Source organism: Nocardioides lijunqiniae, from assembly GCF_015024225.1.
GTDB lineage: Bacteria > Actinomycetota > Actinomycetes > Propionibacteriales > Nocardioidaceae > Nocardioides > Nocardioides lijunqiniae.
Map to the genome: position 1 here is coordinate 39,907 of NZ_JACJGM010000036.1, position 19,775 is coordinate 59,681.

Annotated in this window: 21 protein-coding genes; 2 read left to right on the forward strand and 19 right to left on the reverse strand. The window is 72.6% G+C overall.

Features of this window, described 5'->3' with window-relative positions; translation table 11 throughout:
• Positions 1–2: 2 nt before the first annotated feature.
• From metK to pyrR, 14 genes are all read right to left on the reverse strand, one after another.
• Entirely contained in the window at positions 3–1,205 is a 1,203-nt protein-coding gene (gene metK, locus IRQ30_RS19100) for a methionine adenosyltransferase (RefSeq protein ID WP_193614539.1), read from the reverse strand.
• A gap of 74 nt (positions 1,206–1,279) precedes the next feature.
• Positions 1,280–2,524 carry a bifunctional phosphopantothenoylcysteine decarboxylase/phosphopantothenate--cysteine ligase CoaBC gene (gene coaBC / locus IRQ30_RS19105; protein ID WP_193614540.1) on the reverse strand — a complete coding sequence of 415 codons (1,245 nt, stop codon included), beginning with the start codon at positions 2,522–2,524 and terminating at the stop codon, positions 1,280–1,282.
• 31 nt (positions 2,525–2,555) lie between these two features.
• Entirely contained in the window at positions 2,556–2,888 is a 333-nt protein-coding gene (gene rpoZ, locus IRQ30_RS19110; RefSeq protein WP_091025928.1) for a DNA-directed RNA polymerase subunit omega, read from the reverse strand.
• A 10-nt stretch (positions 2,889–2,898) separates the two neighbouring features.
• On the reverse strand, positions 2,899–3,513 hold the full coding sequence (gene gmk / locus IRQ30_RS19115; protein ID WP_193614542.1) for a guanylate kinase: 615 nt from the start codon (positions 3,511–3,513) through the stop codon (positions 2,899–2,901).
• A 19-nt stretch (positions 3,514–3,532) separates the two neighbouring features.
• Positions 3,533–3,898, reverse strand: coding sequence for an integration host factor, actinobacterial type (mihF, locus tag IRQ30_RS19120; protein WP_476703679.1), 366 nt, complete (start codon positions 3,896–3,898; stop codon positions 3,533–3,535).
• Positions 3,899–3,980: 82 nt separating this feature from the next.
• On the reverse strand, positions 3,981–4,439 hold the full coding sequence (locus IRQ30_RS19125) for a hypothetical protein (RefSeq protein WP_193614543.1): 459 nt from the start codon (positions 4,437–4,439) through the stop codon (positions 3,981–3,983).
• The gene (pyrF, locus tag IRQ30_RS19130; protein WP_193614544.1) at positions 4,436–5,251 is read right to left on the reverse strand and encodes an orotidine-5'-phosphate decarboxylase; all 816 of its coding nucleotides are present in this window, start codon (positions 5,249–5,251) and stop codon (positions 4,436–4,438) included. The genes IRQ30_RS19125 and pyrF overlap by 4 nt, the downstream gene beginning before the upstream one ends.
• Positions 5,248–6,414 (reverse strand): alpha-hydroxy-acid oxidizing protein, encoded by a 1,167-nt coding sequence (locus IRQ30_RS19135; protein WP_193614545.1) that lies wholly within the window; start codon positions 6,412–6,414, stop codon positions 5,248–5,250. The genes pyrF and IRQ30_RS19135 overlap by 4 nt, the downstream gene beginning before the upstream one ends.
• On the reverse strand, positions 6,411–7,454 hold the full coding sequence (locus IRQ30_RS19140) for a quinone-dependent dihydroorotate dehydrogenase (protein ID WP_193614546.1): 1,044 nt from the start codon (positions 7,452–7,454) through the stop codon (positions 6,411–6,413). Before IRQ30_RS19140 ends, IRQ30_RS19135 begins: the two co-directional genes overlap by 4 nt.
• A complete protein-coding gene (gene carB / locus IRQ30_RS19145; protein ID WP_193614547.1) occupies positions 7,451–10,744 on the reverse strand; it encodes a carbamoyl-phosphate synthase large subunit in 3,294 nt (1,097 codons plus the stop codon). Before carB ends, IRQ30_RS19140 begins: the two co-directional genes overlap by 4 nt.
• Before the next feature lies 1 nt (position 10,745).
• The gene (carA, locus tag IRQ30_RS19150; protein WP_193614548.1) at positions 10,746–11,909 is read right to left on the reverse strand and encodes a glutamine-hydrolyzing carbamoyl-phosphate synthase small subunit; all 1,164 of its coding nucleotides are present in this window, start codon (positions 11,907–11,909) and stop codon (positions 10,746–10,748) included.
• Positions 11,906–13,192, reverse strand: coding sequence for a dihydroorotase (locus IRQ30_RS19155; protein ID WP_193614549.1), 1,287 nt, complete (start codon positions 13,190–13,192; stop codon positions 11,906–11,908). The genes carA and IRQ30_RS19155 overlap by 4 nt, the downstream gene beginning before the upstream one ends.
• Positions 13,189–14,157 (reverse strand): aspartate carbamoyltransferase catalytic subunit, encoded by a 969-nt coding sequence (locus IRQ30_RS19160; RefSeq protein WP_193614550.1) that lies wholly within the window; start codon positions 14,155–14,157, stop codon positions 13,189–13,191. The genes IRQ30_RS19155 and IRQ30_RS19160 overlap by 4 nt, the downstream gene beginning before the upstream one ends.
• Positions 14,154–14,756, reverse strand: a complete 603-nt coding sequence (gene pyrR, locus IRQ30_RS19165; RefSeq protein ID WP_193614551.1) for a bifunctional pyr operon transcriptional regulator/uracil phosphoribosyltransferase PyrR — start codon at positions 14,754–14,756, stop codon at positions 14,154–14,156. Before pyrR ends, IRQ30_RS19160 begins: the two co-directional genes overlap by 4 nt.
• A 145-nt stretch (positions 14,757–14,901) precedes the next feature.
• Here pyrR and IRQ30_RS19170 point away from each other — a divergent pair, with 145 nt between their 5' ends.
• The gene (locus IRQ30_RS19170) at positions 14,902–15,309 is read left to right on the forward strand and encodes a TIGR03618 family F420-dependent PPOX class oxidoreductase (RefSeq protein ID WP_338087964.1); all 408 of its coding nucleotides are present in this window, start codon (positions 14,902–14,904) and stop codon (positions 15,307–15,309) included.
• On the opposite strand, the gene IRQ30_RS19175 is transcribed toward IRQ30_RS19170, so the two are convergent.
• From IRQ30_RS19175 to IRQ30_RS19185, 3 genes are read right to left on the reverse strand one after another with little or no spacing between them, the layout of a single operon-like run.
• Positions 15,306–15,770: an NUDIX hydrolase gene (locus IRQ30_RS19175; RefSeq protein WP_193614553.1), complete on the reverse strand. Its 465-nt coding sequence runs from the start codon at positions 15,768–15,770 to the stop codon at positions 15,306–15,308. The two genes, IRQ30_RS19170 and IRQ30_RS19175, sit on opposite strands and share 4 nt — an antisense overlap.
• 33 nt (positions 15,771–15,803) lie before the next feature.
• Positions 15,804–16,364 carry a type 1 glutamine amidotransferase domain-containing protein gene (locus tag IRQ30_RS19180; RefSeq protein ID WP_193614554.1) on the reverse strand — a complete coding sequence of 187 codons (561 nt, stop codon included), beginning with the start codon at positions 16,362–16,364 and terminating at the stop codon, positions 15,804–15,806.
• 27 nt (positions 16,365–16,391) lie between these two features.
• Positions 16,392–16,919 (reverse strand): cupin domain-containing protein, encoded by a 528-nt coding sequence (locus IRQ30_RS19185; protein ID WP_193614555.1) that lies wholly within the window; start codon positions 16,917–16,919, stop codon positions 16,392–16,394.
• Positions 16,920–16,978: 59 nt separating this feature from the next.
• Between IRQ30_RS19185 and IRQ30_RS19190 the strand changes: the two genes are divergently transcribed.
• The gene (locus IRQ30_RS19190) at positions 16,979–17,620 is read left to right on the forward strand and encodes a TetR family transcriptional regulator (protein WP_193614556.1); all 642 of its coding nucleotides are present in this window, start codon (positions 16,979–16,981) and stop codon (positions 17,618–17,620) included.
• Positions 17,621–17,622: 2 nt separating this feature from the next.
• On the opposite strand, the gene IRQ30_RS19195 is transcribed toward IRQ30_RS19190, so the two are convergent.
• Positions 17,623–18,633 carry an NADPH:quinone reductase gene (locus IRQ30_RS19195; RefSeq protein ID WP_193614557.1) on the reverse strand — a complete coding sequence of 337 codons (1,011 nt, stop codon included), beginning with the start codon at positions 18,631–18,633 and terminating at the stop codon, positions 17,623–17,625.
• Positions 18,634–18,733: 100 nt separating this feature from the next.
• Positions 18,734–19,775, reverse strand: a 1,042-nt coding sequence (locus IRQ30_RS19200) for a MinD/ParA family ATP-binding protein (protein ID WP_193614558.1), incomplete at its 5' end; no start/stop codon positions are given.

Consider the following 19,775-nt stretch of genomic DNA (forward strand, 5'->3'; position numbering starts at 1 on the left):
GCTCAGGCGTTGATCACTGCCTTGAGCGCGTCGGCGCGGTCGGTGCGCTCCCAGGTGAACTCCGGCAGCTCGCGGCCGAAGTGGCCGTAGGCCGAGGTCTTGGCGTAGATCGGGCGCAGCAGGTCGAGGTCACGCAGGATCGCGGCCGGACGCAGGTCGAAGACCTCGAGCACGGCGGCCTGGATCTGCTCGTCGGGCACGATGCCGGTGCCGAAGGTCTGGACGAAGACGCCGACCGGCTTGGCCTTGCCGATCGCGTAGGCGACCTGGACCTCGCAGCGGCGGGCGAGCCCGGCGGCGACGACGTTCTTGGCGACCCAGCGCATGGCGTAGGCGGCGGAGCGGTCGACCTTCGACGGGTCCTTGCCCGAGAAGGCGCCGCCGCCGTGGCGGGCCATGCCGCCGTAGGTGTCGACGATGATCTTGCGACCGGTCAGGCCGGCGTCGCCCATGGGACCGCCGACGACGAAGCGGCCGGTGGGGTTGACCAGCAGCCGGTAGCCCTCCGACGGCAGCGAGAAGGTCGCCAGCACCGGGTCGATGACGTGCTGCTTGATCTCGGCCTCGAGCTTCGCGAGGTCGGTCTCCTCGGAGTGCTGGGTGGAGAGCACGACGGTGTCGATGCGCACGGGGCGGTCGGCCTCGTCGTACTCGATCGTCACCTGGGTCTTGCCGTCGGGCCGCAGGTTGCTCATCGTGCCGTTCTTGCGGACCTCGGTGAGCTTCTCGGCGAGGCGCTGCGCGATGACGATCGGCAGCGGCATCAGGACGTCGGTGTCGTCGCAGGCGTAGCCGAACATCAGGCCCTGGTCGCCGGCGCCGCGCTGGTCGAGCTCGTCGTCGGAGGAGCCGACGCGCGACTCGTGGCCGTGGTCGACGCCCTGGGCGATGTCGGAGGACTGGGCGCCGATGGCGACCTGGACGCCGCACGAGGCGCCGTCGAAGCCCTTCTCGGAGGAGTCGTAGCCGATGTCGAGGATGGCGTTGCGGACCAGGTCGGCCACGGGGGCGTAGGCGTTGGTGCGGACCTCGCCCGCGACGACGACCAGGCCGGTGGTCAGGAGGGTCTCCACGGCGACGCGGAGGTTCTCCTTGTCCGTGTCGTGCTCCATCAGGTAGTCCAGGACGGTGTCGCTGACGCGGTCAGCGATCTTGTCCGGGTGTCCCTCGGTCACGGACTCCGACGTGAAAAGACGTCCAGCCACAGTGCAACTCACTCCCGCTAGGCAAACTCGACAGGCTCAAGCATATTGAGGGACCAGCATGCAAGATCGGCGTCTCACCCGCCGAATCGACGCACGACCTGGTCCCAGATGGCGTGCGCGACGGCGGTCTTCGACCCCCGGGGTACGTCGGTCGCCTCGCCGTCGGCGGCCAGGATGACCCCCTCGTTGTCGGGGCTGCCGAACACCGCTCCCCCGCTGACGTCGTTGACCACGAGCAGGTCGCAGCCCTTGCGCGCCAGCTTGGCCGCGGCCAGCTCGCGCACCGAGCCGGTCGCGTCGCCCGTCTCGGCCGCGAAGCCCACGATGACCGCGTCGGGGCGCGGTCGGTGGTGCGAGAGCTCCTTGAGGATGTCGGGGTTCTGCACGAGCGAGATGCTCGGGGCGGAGCCGTCGTCGGCCTTCTTGATCTTGGCCTCGCTCGTCGCGTCAGGACGGAAGTCGGCGGGCGCGGCGGCCATGACCACGGCGTCGGCGGCCGCAGCCGCAGCGAGCACCTCGGTGCGGAGCTCGGCGGTCGTCTCGACGTGGACCACCTTGACGCCGGCCGGATCGGGCAGCGCGACGTTCGCGGCGACCAGGGTGACCTGCGCCCCGCGGGCCTGCGCGGCGCGGGCCAGCGCGTAGCCCTGCAGTCCCGAGGAGCGGTTGCCCAGGAACCGGACCGGGTCGAGGTACTCGCGGGTGCCGCCGGCCGAGACGACGACCTGGCGTCCGGTCAGGTCGCGCTCGCGGGCCGGGCCGTCGTGCGGGGCGCCGGCGAGCACGTCGACGCAGACGTCGAAGATCGCGGCGGGCTCGGGGAGCCGGCCCTTGCCGGTGTCCTTGCCGGTCAGGCGGCCCTCCGCGGGCTCGATCACCAGCACGCCCCGCGCGCGCAGGGTGGCGACGTTGGCCTGCGTGGCGGGGTGCTCCCACATCTCGGTGTGCATGGCCGGGGCCAGGACGACCGGGCACCGGGCCGTGAGGAGGGTGTTGGTGAGCAGGTCCTCGGCCAGGCCGTGCGCGGCCTTGGCCAGCAGGTCGGCGGTGGCGGGGGCGACGACCACCAGGTCGGCGCTCTGCCCGATCCGCACGTGCGGCACCTCGTGGACGTCGTCCCAGACCGAGGTGGTGACGGGCTTGCCGCTCAGGGCGGCCCAGGTGGGCGCGCCGACGAACTCCAGCGCGCTGGCGGTGGGCACGACGGTGACGTCGTGGCCGGACTCGGTGAGGCGGCGCAGCAGCTCACACGCCTTGTAGGCCGCGATGCCGCCCGCGACCCCCAGAACGACACGGGGCCGTGCCCCCGTCGGGGGCACGGCCACGTGGCTGTCGGAGATGCTCAGCGAACTACTCGTTCGAGGTGAACGAGGCGTCGATGGCGGCCTGCTTGGCAGCGGCCTCCTCGGCGGCGAGCTCGGCCGGGTCGACGTCCTCGCAGGTCAGCAGGTCCTGGTTGATCTCGCGAAGCGCGATCGAGAGCGGCTTCTCCTGGACGTGGGTGTCCACGAGCGGGCCGACGTACTCGAGCAGCCCCTCGCCCAGCTGGGAGTAGTAGGCGTTGATCTGGCGCGCCCGCTTGGCGCTGTAGAGGACCAGCTTGTACTTGCTGTCGGTCTTGGTGAGCAGGTCGTCGATCGAGGGGTTGGTGACACCCTGAGCGTCGATGTTGGGCGCAGACACGCGTGAAGCCTCACAAGTCGGTTGGCCGGAATTGGTCACGGGGATGGGAGTGCTCGGAGTCGAGCACCATCCAGGATACCAACTCATCGGCCGCTTCGTGAACTTCGTGGTTGACGATGGTGACGTCGAACTCCGGTTCGGCGGCCAGCTCGGCGCGCGCGGTCTCCAGGCGGCGCTCCCGCTCCTCCTCCGTCTCGGTGCCGCGCCCGACCAGGCGACGCACCAGCTCGTCCCACGACGGCGGCTTGAGGAAGACGAAGAGCGCCTGCGGCATGGTCTCGCGCACCTGGCGCGCTCCCTGCAGGTCGATCTCCAGCATGGAGGGCCGTCCCGCCGCCAGGGCCGCCTCGACGGGGGCGCGCGGCGTGCCGTAGCGAGCAGCCTTGTGCACCACGGCCCACTCGAGCAGCTCGCCGTCGGCGACCATCTCGTCGAACCGGGCGTCGTCGACGAACCAGTAGTGCACGCCGTCGACCTCGCCGGGGCGCGGGCGCCGCGTCGTGGCGGACACCGAGATCCACACGTCAGGGTGCCGCTCGCGCACCGCGGCGGCCACCGTGCCCTTGCCGACGGCGGTGGGCCCGGCGAGCACGACCAGGCGGGTGTGGGTGGGAGCGGAGGTCACCGGAGCAGTATCCGGTGCGTCACTCCCCCGGAGCGAACTCGCGCTCCAGCGCGGCGACCTGCTTGGTGCCGAGGCCGCGGACCCGGCGGCTCTCGGCGATGCCGAGCCGCTCCATGGTCTGGCGGGCGCGGACCTTGCCGAGGCCGGGCATCGACTGCAGGAGGTCGACCACGCGCATCTTCCCGATGACCTCGTTGGTCGTGCCCTGCTGCAGCACGTCGGTGATGGAGGCACCGGAGTTCTTGAGGCGGTTCTTCACCTCGGCCCGCTCGCGTCGGGAGGCGGCGGCTTTCTCCAATGCTGCTTGGCGTTGTTCGGGTGTCAGGGGAGGCAGAGCCACGAGGATGGGTCCTTCGGTTGTCAGGGCAACGGGAGCACGCGCCACTGTGGGCCAATCTAGTCAGATCCGCGACGGCCCTGCAATCACAGAGTGAGAACAGGTTCTAGATTGGGACGTGATGCCGATCTCACAGGTACAACGGGGTCTTGCACACGTCGCGCGCCTGCTGGTCCACCGCCGTGAGCGCGGACCTGGCGCCGGGCCCCGCCAGCTCGTCGGCCGCCGCCTCGATGGCCGTGCTCTCCTGCTCGCTGAGGCCCGCGGGCGGCTTCGCCGCGTCGTACGTCGCCGGGTCCACGTCGGCGTCCTCGAGCGCCCCCACGAGGGCGTCGATGCGCGTCACCAGGACGTCCCAGTCGTCGGCGATGTCACGCGGCGCCTCCTGCTGCAGCGCCCGGAAGCTCGGCAGCGCGTCGATGAGGGCCGTCGGCCCCCGGTCGGCGAAGGCCTCCGTGAGGTCCCGCTGCTGCTCCTGGACCTCCGCGCAGTAGTCGGCGAACGGGTCGTCGTCCCCGCAGCCGCCCAGCACGAGCGGGAGGGCGAGCGCCAGCAGGGCCGCCCCCGCGCCCGCCGGCGCCCGGCTCACGCCCGCAGCTCGTCGTTGGCCGCGAGGACGGCGTCGCGCATCGAGGTGCCGTCCGGGCCGAGCCGCAGCACCTCGCGCGAGGAGCTGGCCAGCACCTGGCCCGCGGCGGCCCCGAAGATCCTGCGGATGTCGGCGGTGGTCCCGCCCTGGGCGCCGTAGCCGGGCGCCAGCACCGGACCGTTGAAGGAGAAGTCGACGTCGCTCTCGCCGATCGTGGCCCCCACGACGGCGCCGAAGGAGCCCAGCGGCTCGGCGCCGTCGTTGAGGCGGCGGAGGTGCTCGATCATCAGCGCGCCCACCGTCCCGCCGGCCGGGGTGCGGGCGCCCTGGACCTCGGGACCCTCCGGGTTGGAGGTCAGGGCGAGCACGAAGACGCCGGCGTCGTGGCGTCGGGCGGTGTCGATCATGGGGGCGATCGAGCCGAAGCCCAGGTAGGGGCTGGCGGTGATCGCGTCGGCCGCGAGCGGGGAGGCCGGGTCGAGGTAGGCGTTGGCGTAGGCCTGGGACGTCGAGCCGATGTCGCCGCGCTTGACGTCGAGCAGCACCAGCGCGCCGGCGGCCCGCGACTCGGCGATGACCCGCTCCAGCACCGCGACGCCGCGGCTGCCGAAGCGCTCGTAGAACGCCGACTGCGGCTTCACCACCGAGCACACCGGGGCGACGGCCTCCACGGCGCCCAGCGCGAACCGCTCCAGCCCGTTGACGTCGTCGGGGAGTCCCCACTCCCGCAGGAGGGCGGCGTGCGGGTCGATCCCGACGCAGAAGGGGCCGCGGTCGGCCGTCGCGGCGTGCAGGCGGGCGCCGAAGGTCATCGGGTCTCCAGGGGGACGAGGGCGTCGCGGGTGAGGTCCGCGATGGTCGGGTAGCCGTCGACGGCCATGACGAGGTCGGCCTCGGCCTGCAGCGACCGCAGCACGTGGACGGCGCCGGGGATCCCCCCGAGCGCCAGCCCGTAGACGTAGGGGCGGCCGACGGCGACCGCCGTGGCGCCCATGGCCACGGCCTTGACGACGTCGGCGCCGGTGCGCACCCCCGAGTCGAAGACCACCGGTGCCCGGCCGTCGACCGCGTCGACCACCCCCGGGAGCCAGCCCAGGGCGGAGCCGCCCCCGTCGGCCTGGCGACCGCCGTGGTTGGAGCAGTAGATGCCGTCCATCCCCTCGTCGAGGGCGCGGCGGGCGTCGTCGGGGTGGCAGATCCCCTTCAGGACGATCGGCAGCTTCGTGAGGGAGCGCAGCCAGGGCAGGTCGCCCCACGACAGCGGCTGGCCGAACGTGCTCACCCACGTCAGCACCACGGTGCCTTGGTCGGGGTCCGGACCGGTCATCTCCTGGAAGACCGGGTCCGAGGTGTAGTTGGCCAGCACCTTGCCGCGCAGCTGCGGGAAGTTGCCGCTGGCCAGGTCGCGCGGGCGCCACCCGGGCACCCAGGTGTCGAGGGTGACCACGATCGCGTCGTAGCCGGCGGCCTCGGCGCGGCTGACCAGGCTCGCGGCCAGCTCGCGGCTCTTGGGGGTGTAGAGCTGGAACCACGCCGGGGTGTCCCCGGAGTGCGGCGCGACCTCCTCGAGCGGGTCGTTCATCAGCGTCGAGGCGATCATCGGCACGCCGGTCTGCGCGGCCACCTGCGCCGTCGCGATGTCGCCGTGGCCGTCGGGCGTGCACAGGCCCACGACGCCGACCGGCGCCATCATCAGCGGGGTGTCCAGCCGCTTCCCGAACAGCTCGACGGACAGGTCGCGCTCGGCGGTGCCGCGCAGCATCCGCGGCACCAGCGCCCACCGGCCGAAGGCCTCGGCGTTGCCGCGCTGAGTGGCTTCGCCGCCGCTGCCGCCGGCGACGTAGCTGCGCAGCTCGGGCGGCAGCACCTCCAGCGCGCCGCGCTCGAGCTCGGCGTAGGTGAACGGGTGCTGCGGCAGCACGCTGCCGAGCGCGGCGAGGTAGAGCTCGTTCTGGTAGTCGCCGTACTGGCTCATGCGTGTGCTCCCTGGACGATGCGACGCGGCCACGCCGGGCCTCCGTAGACGAATCCGGTGTAGGCCTGCAGCAGGTCGGCGCCGGCGTCGAGGCGGGCGCGGGCGTCGTCGACGGTGCTGATGCCACCGACGCCGATCAGCGTGAGGCCGTCACCGACGCGGCCCTTCAGCAGCCGCAGGACCTCGAGCGAGCGCTGCGTCAGCGGCCGCCCCGACAGCCCGCCGGCACCGACCCCGGCCACCGTCGCGTCGGGGCTGGCCAGCCCCTCACGGGAGATCGTGGTGTTGGTGGCGAGGATGCCGTCCAGCCCGATGGCCAGCGCCATGTCGGCCACCGCCAGCACGTCCTCGTCGGCCAGGTCGGGGGCGATCTTCACCAGCAGCGGCACCCGCCGCTCCCCCGCGGCCGCGTCGGCCGTGCGGCGCACGTGCTCGAGGAGGGGCTGGAGCCTCTCCACCGACTGCAGGCTGCGCAGGCCGGGCGTGTTGGGGCTGCTGACGTTGACCACCAGGTAGTCGGCGTACGGCGTGAGCAGCCGCGCGCTCTTCTCGTAGTCGGCCGCCACGGCCGCCTGGTCGTCCTCGGGGACCACCTTGGTCTTGCCGATGTTGACCCCGAGCACCGGACGTCCGGGGCGCTGGGAGCCGGCGCGGCCGGCCCGCGCGGCGAGCCGGCGGGCGACCGCCTCGGCCCCGTCGTTGTTGAAGCCCATCCGGTTGACGACCGCGCGGTCCTCCGGCAGCCGGAACATCCGCGGGCGGGGGTTGCCCGGCTGCGCCTCACCGGTGACGGTGCCGACCTCGACGTGGCCGAAGCCCAGCGCCGCGAGGGCGTCGATGCCGACGGCGTTCTTGTCGAAGCCGGCGGCCAGGCCCAGCACGTTCGGGAAGCTCAGCCCCATCGCCGGCACCGGCCGGCCCGGGCGCGCGACCCTCCCGAGCACGGGGCGCGCGGCGCGGATCGCCCGGAAGCCGAGGTGGTGGGCCCGCTCGGGGTCGACCCGCGTGAGGGCGTGCTCGAAGACCTTGTCGTAGATCACGCGCGGCGGGCCCAGTCCTGCAGCGAGCGGACCCCGATGTCGCCGCGCTCGAGCGCCTCGATGCCCTGCACCGCCGCGCCGAGCCCCTGCACGGTGGTGATGCACGGGATGTTGGCCATCACGGCGGCGGTGCGGATCTCGTAGCCGTCCACGCGCGCGGAGCTCCCGCTGCCCGACCCGTTGGGCGTGTTGATGACCAGCTGGATCTCGCCGTCGAGGATCAGCTGCACCGTGGTCTTCTCACCGTCGGGCCCCGTGCCCTCGAAGTGCTTGCGCACGACGGTCGTCTGGACGCCGTTGCGGCGCAGCACCTCGGCCGTGCCCTGGGTCGCGAGGATCTCGAAGCCGTGGTCGGAGAGCACCTTGATCGGGAAGATCATGTGGCGCTTGTCGCGGTTGGCCATGCTGACGAAGACCTTGCCGGACGTCGGCAGCGATCCGAACGCCGCCGCCTGGGCCTTGGCGAACGCGGTGCCGAAGTCCGCGTCGAAGCCCATGACCTCGCCGGTGGACTTCATCTCCGGGCCGAGCATGGTGTCGACCTGGGCGCCGTCGGGGGTGCGGAACCGGTTGAACGGCATCACCGCCTCCTTGACCGCGATCGGCTGGTCGGCGGGCAGCGTGCCGCCGTCACCGGTCGCCGGCAGGACGCCGGCGGCGCGCAGCTCGGCCACCGTCTCCCCCATCATCACGCGCGCCGCCGCCTTGGCCAGCGGCGTCGCGGTGGCCTTGGAGACGAACGGCACCGTGCGGCTGGCGCGAGGGTTGGCCTCGAGCACGTAGAGCACGTCGGAGCCCAGCGCGAACTGGATGTTGAGCAGCCCGCGGACGCCCACGCCCGCGGCGATCGCCTCGGTGGCGTGCCGGATGCGCAGGATCTCGGCCGCGCCGAGGGTGATGGGCGGGAGCGCGCAGGAGGAGTCGCCCGAGTGGATGCCGGCCTCCTCGATGTGCTCCATGACGCCGCCGAGGAACAGCTCCTGGCCGTCGTAGAGGGCGTCCACGTCGATCTCGACCGCGTCGTCGATGAACCGGTCGACCAGCACCGGGTGGGCCGAGCTGATGTCGGTGGCCCGCCCGATGTAGCCCTCGAGCGCGTCGTCGTCGTAGACGATCTCCATGCCGCGCCCGCCCAGCACGTAGGAGGGGCGCACCATGACCGGGTAGCCGATCTCGGCAGCGATGCGGTGGGCGTCGACGAAGCTGGTGGCCATGCCGTACTTGGGGGCCGGGAGGCCGGCGGTGCGCAGCACCTCGCCGAACGCTCCGCGCTCCTCGGCCAGGTGGATGGCCGCGGGAGAGGTGCCGACGACGCGCACGCCGTTGTCCTCCAGCCCCTGGGCCAGCCCGAGCGGCGTCTGCCCGCCGAGCTGGCAGATGACCCCGGCCACCGGCCCGGCGATCGTCTCGGCGTGCACGATCTCCAGCACGTCCTCGAGCGTGAGCGGCTCGAAGTACAGCCGGTCGGAGGTGTCGTAGTCGGTGGACACCGTCTCGGGGTTGCAGTTGACCATGACGGTCTCGTAGCCGGCCTCGCTGAGCGCCAGGCTGGCGTGGACGCAGGAGTAGTCGAACTCGATGCCCTGGCCGATGCGGTTGGGCCCGGACCCGAGGATGATCACGGCCGGCCGCTCGCGCGGCGCCACCTCGGTCTCCTCGTCGTAGGAGGAGTAGTGGTACGGCGTGGTCGCCGCGAACTCCGCCGCGCAGGTGTCGACGGTCTTGTAGACCGGGCGGATCCCCAGCGCGTGGCGGACCCCCCGCACGACGTCCGGCGTCATGCCGCGGATCTTGCCGATCTGGGCGTCGGAGAAGCCGTGGCGCTTGGCGCGCCGCAGCAGGGACGGCGTGAGCTCGGCCGCCCGGGTCACCTCCTCCGCGATCTCGTTGATCAGCAGGAGCTGGTCGACGAACCACGGGTCGATCTTGGTGTGGTCGAAGACCTCCTGCGGCGTGGCCCCGGCACGCAGGGCGTCCATGACCTTCTTGAGCCGGCCGTCGTGGGGCGTCTCGATCTCCTGGAGCAGCGCCTCCTTGTCGAGGTCGACCCACTCCTGGTGCCAGTCGAAGACCGCGTCGGGGCTCTCCAGCGACCGCAGCGCCTTCTGCAGGGCCTCGGTGAAGTTGCGGCCGATCGCCATCGCCTCGCCCACCGACTTCATGTGCGTGGTCAGCGTCGGGTCGGCGCCGGGAAACTTCTCGAAGGCGAAGCGCGGCACCTTCACCACCACGTAGTCGAGCGTCGGCTCGAAGCTCGCCGGCGTCTCCTTGGTGATGTCGTTGGAGATCTCGTCGAGGGTGTAGCCGATCGCGACCTTGGCCGCGATCTTGGCGATCGGGAAGCCGGTCGCCTTCGACGCCAGGGCACTGGAGCGCGAGACGCGGGGGTTCATCTCGATCACGATCAGCCGGCCGTCGGCCGGGTTGACGGCGTACTGGATGTTGCAGCCACCGGTGTCGACGCCGACCGAGCGGATGATGCCGATCGCGAGGTCGCGCATCGCCTGGTACTCGCGGTCGGTCAGCGTCATCGCGGGCGCGACCGTGATCGAGTCGCCGGTGTGCACGCCCATCGGGTCGACGTTCTCGATCGAGCAGACGATCACCACGTTGTCGGCGGTGTCGCGCATGACCTCGAGCTCGTACTCCTTCCAGCCGAGGATCGACTCCTCCAGGAGCACCTCGGTGGTGGGGCTGGCGGCCAGGCCGGCGCCGGCGATGCGGCGCAGGTCGGTCTCGTCGTAGGCCATGCCGGAGCCGGTGCCGCCCATGGTGAAGCTGGGGCGCACCACCATCGGGTAGCCGAGCTCGTCGGCCGCGCCGAGGCAGTCGTCCATGGTGTGGCAGATGACCGAGCGGGAGCACTCCCCGCCCAGCTCCTCGACGATCTTCTTGAAGACCTGGCGGTTCTCGCCGCGGTCGATCGCCTCGATCGAGGCGCCGATCAGCTCGACGTCGTAGCGCTCCAGCACGCCCGCCTTGTCGAGCGCCATCGCGGCGTTGAGGGCGGTCTGCCCGCCCAGGGTCGCCAGCAGCGCGTCGGGGCGCTCCTTGGCGATGACCTTCTCCACGAACTCCGGGGTGATCGGCTCGACGTAGGTCGCGTCGGCGAACTCCGGGTCGGTCATGATCGTCGCCGGGTTGGAGTTGACCAGGATGACCCGGATCCCCTCCTCCTTGAGCACCCGGCACGCCTGGGTCCCGGAGTAGTCGAACTCGCAGGCCTGGCCGATGATGATCGGCCCGCTGCCGATCACCATGACGCTCTTGATGTCCTCGCGCTTGGGCATGTCAGCCCTCCTTCGTCATGAGCTCGACGAACCGGTCGAAGAGGTACGCCGCGTCGTGCGGGCCGGCGGCCGCCTCCGGGTGGTACTGCACCGAGAAGCTCTTGAGCCCGCCCTCGGGCGAGCGCAGCTCCAGGCCCTCGACCACGTCGTCGTTGAGGCAGACGTGGCTCACCGACGCGACGCCGTAGGGCGTCTCGACGCCGTCGTCGATCGGCACCTCGGCAGGCCATTCGACGGCGAAGCCGTGGTTGTGGGCGGTGACCTCGACCTTGCCGGTGGTGCGGTCCATCACCGGCTGGTTGATGCCGCGGTGGCCGTAGGTCAGCTTGTAGGTGTCGAAGCCCAGCGCCCGGCCGAAGAGCTGGTTGCCGAAGCAGATGCCGAAGTAGGGCAGGTCCTGCTCCAGCGCGCCCTGCAGCAGCTCGATCTGGTGCGTGGTCGCCGCGGGGTCGCCGGGGCCGTTGGAGTAGAAGAGCCCGTCGGGCCGCACCGCCATGACGTCGTCGAGCGTCGAGGCGGCGGGCAGCACGTGCACCTCGATGCCGCGCTCGGCCATCCGGTGCGGCGTCATCGTCTTGATGCCGAGGTCGAGCGCGGCCACGGTGAGGCGCTTCTCGCTCCCCCACGGGCCGGGCTGCGCCGGCACGACGTAGGCCTCCTGCGTGGAGACCTCGCCGGCCAGCTCCGAGCCGCTCATCTGCTCGGCGCCGCGGACCCGTGCCAGCAGCGCGGCGGGGTCGGTCTCGGTCGAGGACACGCCCACGCGCATCGCGCCGCGCTCGCGCAGGTGGCGCGTCAGCGCGCGGGTGTCGATGCCCGAGATGCCGACGACGCCCTGGGCGCGCAGCTCGTCGTCGAGGCTGCGCCGCGAGCGGTGGTTGCTGGGGATGCGCGCGGGGTCGCGGACGACGTAGCCGGCCACCCAGATCCGCGAGGACTCCTGGTCCTCGTCGTTGACGCCGGTGTTGCCGACGTGCGGTGCCGTCATCACCACGACCTGGCGGTGGTACGACGGGTCGGTCAGCGTCTCCTGGTAGCCGGTCATGCCGGTGTTGAAGACGGCCTCGCCGAACGTCTCGCCCACGGCGCCGTAGGCGTCTCCGTGGAAGGTGCGGCCGTCCTCCAGGACGAGGATCGCGGGCCCGCCCGTGGCCGGGGCGCTCACTGGAGCTTCCCGTCGAGCACGGTGGCCTTGCCCCGCAGGAACGTCGCGACCACGCGGCCGGGCAGCTCCATGCCGGCGTACGGCGTGTTGCGGCTCAGCGAGGCCGACTCCGCAGGCTCGACCGTGCGGCGCGCCGCCGGGTCGTAGAGCACGACGTTGGCGGGCGCGCCGACCTCGATCGGCTGACCGTGGTCGGCGACGCGGCCGATGCGCGCGGGCGCGTAGGACATCCGCTCGGCGACGCCCGCCCAGTCGAGCAGGCCGGGGTCGACCATCGTCTCCTGGACGATCGAGAGCGCGGTCTCGAGGCCGAGCATGCCGAAGGCCGCGGCCGCCCACTCGCAGTCCTTGTCCTCGTGGGGGTGCGGCGCGTGGTCGGTGGCGACGATGTCGATCGTCCCGTCGGCCAGACCGGCGCGCAGCGCCTGGGTGTCGGCGGTGCTGCGCAGCGGCGGGTTGACCTTGTAGATGGGGTCGTAGGTCTCGGCGAGGTCGTCGGTGAGCAGCAGGTGGTGCGGGCAGGCCTCGGCGGTGACGTTCCAGCCCTTGCGCTTGGCGTCGCGGACGATCTCCACGGAGCCGGCGGTCGACACGTGGCACACGTGCAGGCGCGAGCCGACGTGGGCGGCGAGCAGGCAGTCGCGGGCGATGATCGCCTCCTCGGCGACGGCCGGCCAGCCGGTGAGCCCGAGGCGGCCGGACAGCTCGCCCTCGTTCATCTGGGCGCCCTCGGTGAGCCGCGGCTCCTGCGCGTGCTGGGCGATGACCCCGTCGAACGCCTTGACGTACTCGAGCGCCCGGCGCATCAGCACCGCGTCGCTCACGCACCTGCCGTCGTCGGAGAAGACCCGCACCCGGGCGGCCGAGTCGGCCATCGCGCCGAGCTCGGCGAGCTGCTCGCCGGCCAGGCCGACGGTGACCGCCCCGACCGGGTAGACGTCGCAGTATCCGGCCTCGCGGCCCAGCCGCCACACCTGCTCGACGACGCCGGCGGTGTCGGCGACCGGCTCGGTGTTGGCCATCGCGTGCACGGCGGTGAAGCCGCCCAGCGCGGCCGCCTGGGTGCCGGACTCCACGGTCTCGGCGTCCTCGCGGCCCGGCTCGCGCAGGTGGGTGTGCAGGTCGACCAGCCCGGGCAGGGCCACCAGCCCGGCTCCGTCGACCACCTCGGCCCCGTCGGCGACCAGGTCGGCGCCGATGTCGGCCACCACCCCGTCCTCCAGCAGCAGGTCGGTCGGCTCGCCGCCGAGGATGGAGACGTTCTTGACCAGGTACGCGCTCACGCGTCGTTCTCGCTTTCGTCGGTGCCGGTGACGCCGTCGGCGCCGGAGAGGAGCAGGTAGAGCACGGCCATCCGCACGGCGACGCCGTTGGTGACCTGCTCGACGATCACCGAGCGGTCGGAGTCGGCCACGTCGGCGGTGATCTCCATGCCGCGGACCATCGGGCCCGGGTGCATGACGATGGTGTGGTCCTGCAGGGTGCGCATGCGCCTGCCGTCCAGGCCGTAGCGCCGGGAGTACTCCCGCGCGGTGGGGAAGAACGAGGCGTTCATGCGCTCGCGCTGCACCCGGAGCATCATCACCACGTCGGCCTTGGGGATGACCGCGTCGAGGTCGTAGGACTTCTCGACGCCCCAGGCCTCGATGCCGACCGGCAGCAGCGTGGGCGGCGCGACCAGGGTGACCTCGGCGCCGAGGGTCTGCAGGAGCAGCGCGTTGGAGCGGGCGACGCGGCTGTGCAGGACGTCGCCGACGATCGCGACCCGGCGACCGTCCAGGCTGCCGCCGTCCTGGGCGAGGTGGCGCCACATGGTGAAGGCGTCGAGGAGCGCCTGGGTGGGGTGCTCGTGGGTGCCGTCGCCGGCGTTGACCACGCTGGAGCGCACCCAGCCGGAGTGCGCGAGCCGGTGCGGGGCGCCGCTGGCGCCGTGGCGCACGACGACCGCGTCGGCGCCCATCGCCTCGAGCGTCAGCGCCGTGTCCTTGAGGCTCTCGCCCTTCGAGAGGCTGGAGCCCTTGGCGGAGAAGTTGATGACGTCGGCGCTGAGCCGCTTGGCGGCGGCCTCGAACGAGATGCGGGTGCGGGTGGAGTCCTCGAAGAAGAGGTTGACCACGGTGCGCCCGCGCAGGGCCGGCAGCTTCTTGATCGGGCGGTCGGCGAGCGAGCGCATCTCCTCGGCGGTGCGCAGCACGAGCTCCGCGTCGTCGCGGGTCAGGTCGGCCGCGCTCAGCAGGTGGCGCTTCATGCCGGGCTCCTCTCGCTCGTGGGCGCGCCGTCGATGCTGACGGCGTCGACCTCGTCGGTCTCGGCGAGCCGGACGCTCACGCGCTCGACCAAGGAGGTGGGGAGGTTCTTGCCCACGAAGTCGGCGCGGATCGGCAGCTCCCGGTGGCCGCGGTCGACCAGCACGGCGAGGCGGACGGCCTCGGGCCGGCCGACGTCGTTCAGCGCGTCGAGGGCGGCGCGGATGGTCCGGCCGGAGAACAGCACGTCGTCGACGAGGACCACGGTCCGGCCGTCGATGCCGCCGGGTGGGATCTCGGTGGGCAGCAGGGCGCGCGCCGGCTTCATCCGCAGGTCGTCGCGGTACATCGTGACGTCGAGCGAGCCGACCGGTACCTCGAGGCCCTCGACGGCGGAGATCCGCGCGGCGATGCGGCGGGCCAGCGGCACGCCGCGGCGCGGGATCCCGAGGAGCACGAGGTCGCCCGCGCCCTTGTTGCGCTCGAGGATCTCGTGGGAGATCCGGGTCAGCGCCCGGGCGATGTCACGGGCGTCCAGCACCACGCGGCCGGTGGTCTGGCTGGTCTGGTCGGGCTGGGGGTCTGCAGGCTGGGCACACACGAGCTGCGCTTGACCTCCTTCTCCGCCTCACAGGACGGCTCGTTAAAGGATGTCGATCGAGCCTCACCCTACCCGCGCCGGGCGGCTCGCGGCGTACCGGCTCACGGGGCGGATACGTTGGGGGCTCGACCCCCAGGAGGTTCTCGTGGCTCACCTGCCGTTCCCCGACGACGTACGTGCCCTGCTCACGCAGCCCAACCCCGCCGTGGTCGCCACGCTGCGCTCCGACGGCCAGCCCGTCACGGTCGCGACGTGGTACCTGCTCGAGGACGACGACCGGGTGCTGCTCAACATGGATCACACCCGCGTCCGCCTGAAGCACCTGCGCGCCGACCCCCGGGTGACGCTCACCGCGCTGGCCGCCGACAACTGGTACACCCACGTCTCGCTCATCGGCCGCGTCGTCGAGCTCAAGGACGACGACGGCCTCGCCGACATCGACCGGCTGAGCATCCACTACGGCGGGTCGCCGTACCCCACGCGCGACAGCGCGCGGGTGAGCGCCTGGATGCAGGTCGACCGCTGGCACGGCTGGGGCGCCGCGCGCGACTAGGCGAGACGGACGTCGCCGGTGTGGGCCACCGCGGTGCGGATCCGCTCCGCCATGACCGGCTCCATCTCCGGCAGGTCGTCGAGCGGCGCCCACCGCACCTCCGACGACTCGTCGTCGGCCACGTGCGCCTCGCCGCCCAGGTAGCGGCAGCGGAAAGTGTGGTCGAGGTACTGCGCGAGGTCGCCGTTGACGTGGGTCAGCACCGGCGTCACGCTCACCCAGGCCAGCGCCTCCACCTCGACCCGGACGCCGGTCTCCTCCTCCGCCTCGCGCACGGCGGTCAGCGCCGGGTGCTCCCCGGGGTCGACGATCCCGGTGACGGGCGCCCAGCGGCCGTTGTCGGAGCGCCGCACGAGCAGCACCTGGTCGTCGCGCAGCACCACGGCGGTCACCCCGGGCAGCCACAGCGGGTCGTGCCCGATGTGCTCGCGCAGCCGGACGACGAACTCGGGGATCGGCATGCCCCCACGCTACGGCCCGCTCCGGGCCCGTCGTCAGCCGGCGGCGAAGGCCTCCGCGGCGGCGTCGACGAACGCGTCGAGGTCGTCGGGGTCGCGGCTGGTCACGAGCGTCCACTCGTTCTCGGTGGAGGTCACGGCCTCCTCGTCGACCCAGGTCCCGCCGGCGTTGCGGATGTCGGTCTGCAGCGAGGCGTACGACGTCAGCCGCTTGCCGTCGAGCACGTCGGCCTCGACGAGGGCCCACGGTCCGTGGCAGATGGCGGCCACGGGCTTGCCGGCGTCGGCGAACGCCTTGACGAAGGCGACGGCGGTCGCGTCCTGGCGCAGCGCGTCGGCGTTCGTCGTGCCGCCGGGCAGCACCAGGGCGTCGTACTCCTCGGCGCTCGCGTCGCCCACGGCCAGCTCGGCCTCGAACGTGTCGGCCTTCTCCACGTCGTTGGTGAAGGCCTGCACCTCGCCCTTCTCGGGGGCGATGAGCGTCGTCTCGGCGCCCGCGCTGCGGAACGCCTCCCAGGGGGTGGTCAGCTCCGGCTGCTCGACCCCGGAGTTGTGCAGCAGGAACGCGATCCTCTTGCCGGTCAGGTCTGCGGTCATGCCCACCGGTACCCAGCAGGCAGGGGGTCACTCCGGGATCGGCGGGCCCAGCACCTCGAGGCCGTAGCGCGGCCCGACCTCGACCCACCGCGGGATCTCCACCTCGGGCGCGAGGCCGTCCTCGCCCGGGAGTCGCAGCTCGGTCGCCGGAACGCCCACCTCGTCGTAGAGGTTCAGCAGACCGCCGGGGGCGGTCAGCGCCAGGAACCGTGCCGGCTGCTCCCCCCGGATCCGGAAGGCGTGGGGCAGGCCGGCGGGGAGGTACATGAAGCACCCGGCGTCCAGCTCGTGCACGTCCTCCCCCGCCCGGTAGGACATCCGTCCCTCGAGCAGGTAGAACGCCTCCGCCTCGTCGCGGTGCCGGTGCAGCGGCGTGGCGATCCCCGGCGGCTGGGTGACCATCGCCACGCCTAGCGACGTGCTGTCGCGCGGCGACTCCAGGAGGTGCTCGAAGAGCGAGCCCATGGCCCAGGTCCCGCGGCCCGCGCCGGGCCGGGTCACGACCGCTCGCGCCGGTGCCGCGGCGCTGTCGTCGGTGGGTGTCTCGTCGGCCATGCCGAGCCCCGATCATTGGTCCGAACTGCTTTCGGACGAATATTGCTACGGTAGGACTCGTGCCCCGCCCGGTCAATCCCCGTCGCTACGACACCTCGCGTCGACGAGCGGCCGCCGAGGAGACGCGCCGTGCGGTGCTGCTCGCCGCACGCGAGCTGTTCACCCGCGACGGCTACGCCGCCACGTCGGTCGCGGCGGTCGCCGCCGAGGCCGGGGTGGCCGTCGACACCGTCTACAGCTCCGTCGGTCGCAAGCCGCAGGTGCTGCTGGCGGTCCACGACCTCGAGCTCGGCGAGGGGGACGCCGTGCCGGCGCAGGAGCGCGCGTACGTCGTGGCGGTGCGGGCCGCCCCGGGCGCCGCCGCCAAGATCCGCACGTACGCCGACGCGCTGGGGCGCCTGCTGCCGCGCACGGTGCCGCTGCTCGAGGCCCTGCGCGCGGCCGCGGTGGACGACACCGACTGCCGTCGCACCTGGCAGCAGGTCAGCGACCGCCGGGCGGCGCACATGCTGCTGTTCGCCGCCGACCTGCGCACGACGGGCGAGCTGCGCGACGACCTCGGAGACGCGGACGTCGCCCGCCTCGTGTGGACGATGAACGGGCCGGAGTACTTCGCCCTGCTCGCGTCGCAGGGCGCCAGCCCGTCGGACTACGCCGACCTGGTCGCCGACGTGTGGACGCGGACCCTGCTGCGGCGCTGAGGTCAGCCGATGTCGACGAGCACCTTGCCGACGGTGCCGGCCTCGACGGCGTCGTGGGCCGCGGCGGTCTCCTCGAGCGGGAAGTGGTGCAGCGGCACGCCGGCCTCGGCGCCCACGCGCAGCGCCCCGGACGCGACGGCGGCGTTGATGTCCTCGGCCGCGGCTCGGACGAGCGCCGCGTCGAGGGTGTAGAGCAGCAGGAACTGGTAGCGCAGGTTGCGCGAGAAGGTGGCCCGCACGTCGATCTCGAAGGTCTCGCCGCCGTTGTTGGCGTAGATCGAGATCGTGCCGTGGTTGCGCACCACGGCGACGTCGAGCGGGTTGTTCTCGGCCGGCGCCACCTCGACGGCGATGTCGACGCCGTCGGGGGCGATCTCGAGGATCTCGCGCCGGGCGTCACCGGTGCGGTAGTTGACGACGTGGTGGGCGCCGGCCGCCGTGGCCAGCGCGGCCTTCTCGTCGCTGCTGACCGTCGTGACCACGGTGGCGCCGGACCAGCGCGCCAGCTGGATGGCGGCGTTGCCGACCGCGCCGGCTCCCCCGGCCACCAGCACGACCGTGCCGTCCAGGGTGCCCGGGCCCAGGCGCGTGGGCCCGTCCTGGGACGCGGTGAGCGCTCGGTGCGCCGTCACCGCCGGCACGCCGAGGCTGGCGCCGAGGTCGAAGTCGGCGCCGTCGGGCAGCGGGACGACCAGCTCGGCCGGCTGCACGGTGAGCTCGGCGCTCGCGCCATAGGCGCGGCCGTACTGCGCCAGCACCAGCCAGACCCGGTCGCCGACCGCGAGGTCGTCGACGCCCTCCCCCACGGCGTCGACGACCCCGGCGCCGTCCTGCCCGGGTGCGACCTCGTCGAAGCCCTGCGAGGTGCCGGCGCGGAACTTCCAGTCGGTGGGGTTGACCCCCGCTCGCACGACCCGCACCCGGACCTCGCCGGGGCCCGGCTCGGGCACCGGCCTCTCGACGAGCTGGAGGACGGAGGACGGACCGGTCTCGGTGTAGACGACTGCGCGCATGTCACTCCCAAGTCCGAACCGGGCTCAGATGTTCCGCCGGTCCCTCACCGGCTCGTCCTGCGGCCGGTCACCGCACCGTCGCAGGGCCATCAGCGGGCCGTCACAGGGCGCCCGCCATGCCCGCGCACGCCTTGAGCCACGACATCTTCGTGGCCTCGGAGAGCTGGGCGTAGGGCACCACCGACCCGGCCACGAGCACCGGGTCGTAGGGCACCCGGTAGACGGCCCGCGTGCGCTGCTCGTAGACCTGCACGAGGTCGTGCGCCAGCTTGCTGTCCACCTGCGGGGACGGGTCGGAGAGGATCGTGATGGCCTTGTACTTGAGGTTCTGCATGCCGGCGTCCTGGAGGGCGTCGAGCATCCACAGACCGCTGTAGCCGGTGTCCTCCCGGACCGTGCTGGTCACCACCAGCAGGTCGGCGGCGTCGGCCGAGGCCAGCCAGTTCTCGGCGCGCATGTTGTTGCCGGTGTCGACCAGGATCACCCGGTAGAAGCGCTCGAGCAGCCGGTGCACGGCGTTGAAGTCGTCGGCCCGGATGGTTCCGGTGACGTCGGGACGCTCGTCGGAGGCGAGGACGTCGAAGTGCGCGTCGCCCTGGGAGCGCACGAACGCGCCGAGGTCGCCGATGCGCGACTGGTAGACGTCGCTGAAGCGTTCCAGGTCCTCGAGCAGCTCGCGCGTGGTGTTGCGGTGCGCGCTGCGGGTGCCGCGGATGCCGAGCGTGCCCCGGGTCTCGTTGTTGTCCCAGGCGACGACGCCACCGCCCCGGACGGTGCCGAAGGTGAAGCCGGCCGCGAGCACGCCGGTGGTCTTGGCGGCGCCGCCCTTGGGGTTGATGAAGGCGATCGTGCGGGGACCGTCGAAGTCGCGCTGGATGGCTCGCCGGTTCTCCTCGTACTCCAGCTCGCGCGCGCCCATCTTGGGCTGCACCAGGCCGCCGGTCCAGCGGCGCATCCGGCCGCGCCAGCCCCACGTCGCGGGGCCGAGCTCCTTCTCGTTGTCGCGACGGTCCAGGAAGTCGGTCGCCGACATGAAGCGGCGCACCTCGGGGTCGCTGAGATCCGGCTCCGGCGCCGCCGGCGGAGCGGGCGGTGCCACCGGCGGGGCGGCCCGGGGCGGTGCGGGGGGCGGGGCGGGCGGG

Coding starts and splice junctions, on each gene's coding strand:
- pyrF (WP_193614544.1), bottom strand. CDS start 5,251: ATGACCTTCGGCGCCCGCCTGCACGCCGCGACGGCCGACCGCGGCCCC.
- IRQ30_RS19135 (WP_193614545.1), bottom strand. CDS start 6,414: ATGAGCCAGTACGGCGACTACCAGAACGAGCTCTACCTCGCCGCGCTC.
- carB (WP_193614547.1), bottom strand. CDS start 10,744: ATGCCCAAGCGCGAGGACATCAAGAGCGTCATGGTGATCGGCAGCGGG.
- IRQ30_RS19160 (WP_193614550.1), bottom strand. CDS start 14,157: ATGAAGCGCCACCTGCTGAGCGCGGCCGACCTGACCCGCGACGACGCG.
- IRQ30_RS19175 (WP_193614553.1), bottom strand. CDS start 15,770: ATGCCGATCCCCGAGTTCGTCGTCCGGCTGCGCGAGCACATCGGGCAC.
- IRQ30_RS19180 (WP_193614554.1), bottom strand. CDS start 16,364: ATGACCGCAGACCTGACCGGCAAGAGGATCGCGTTCCTGCTGCACAAC.
- IRQ30_RS19185 (WP_193614555.1), bottom strand. CDS start 16,919: ATGGCCGACGAGACACCCACCGACGACAGCGCCGCGGCACCGGCGCGA.
- IRQ30_RS19195 (WP_193614557.1), bottom strand. CDS start 18,633: ATGCGCGCAGTCGTCTACACCGAGACCGGTCCGTCCTCCGTCCTCCAG.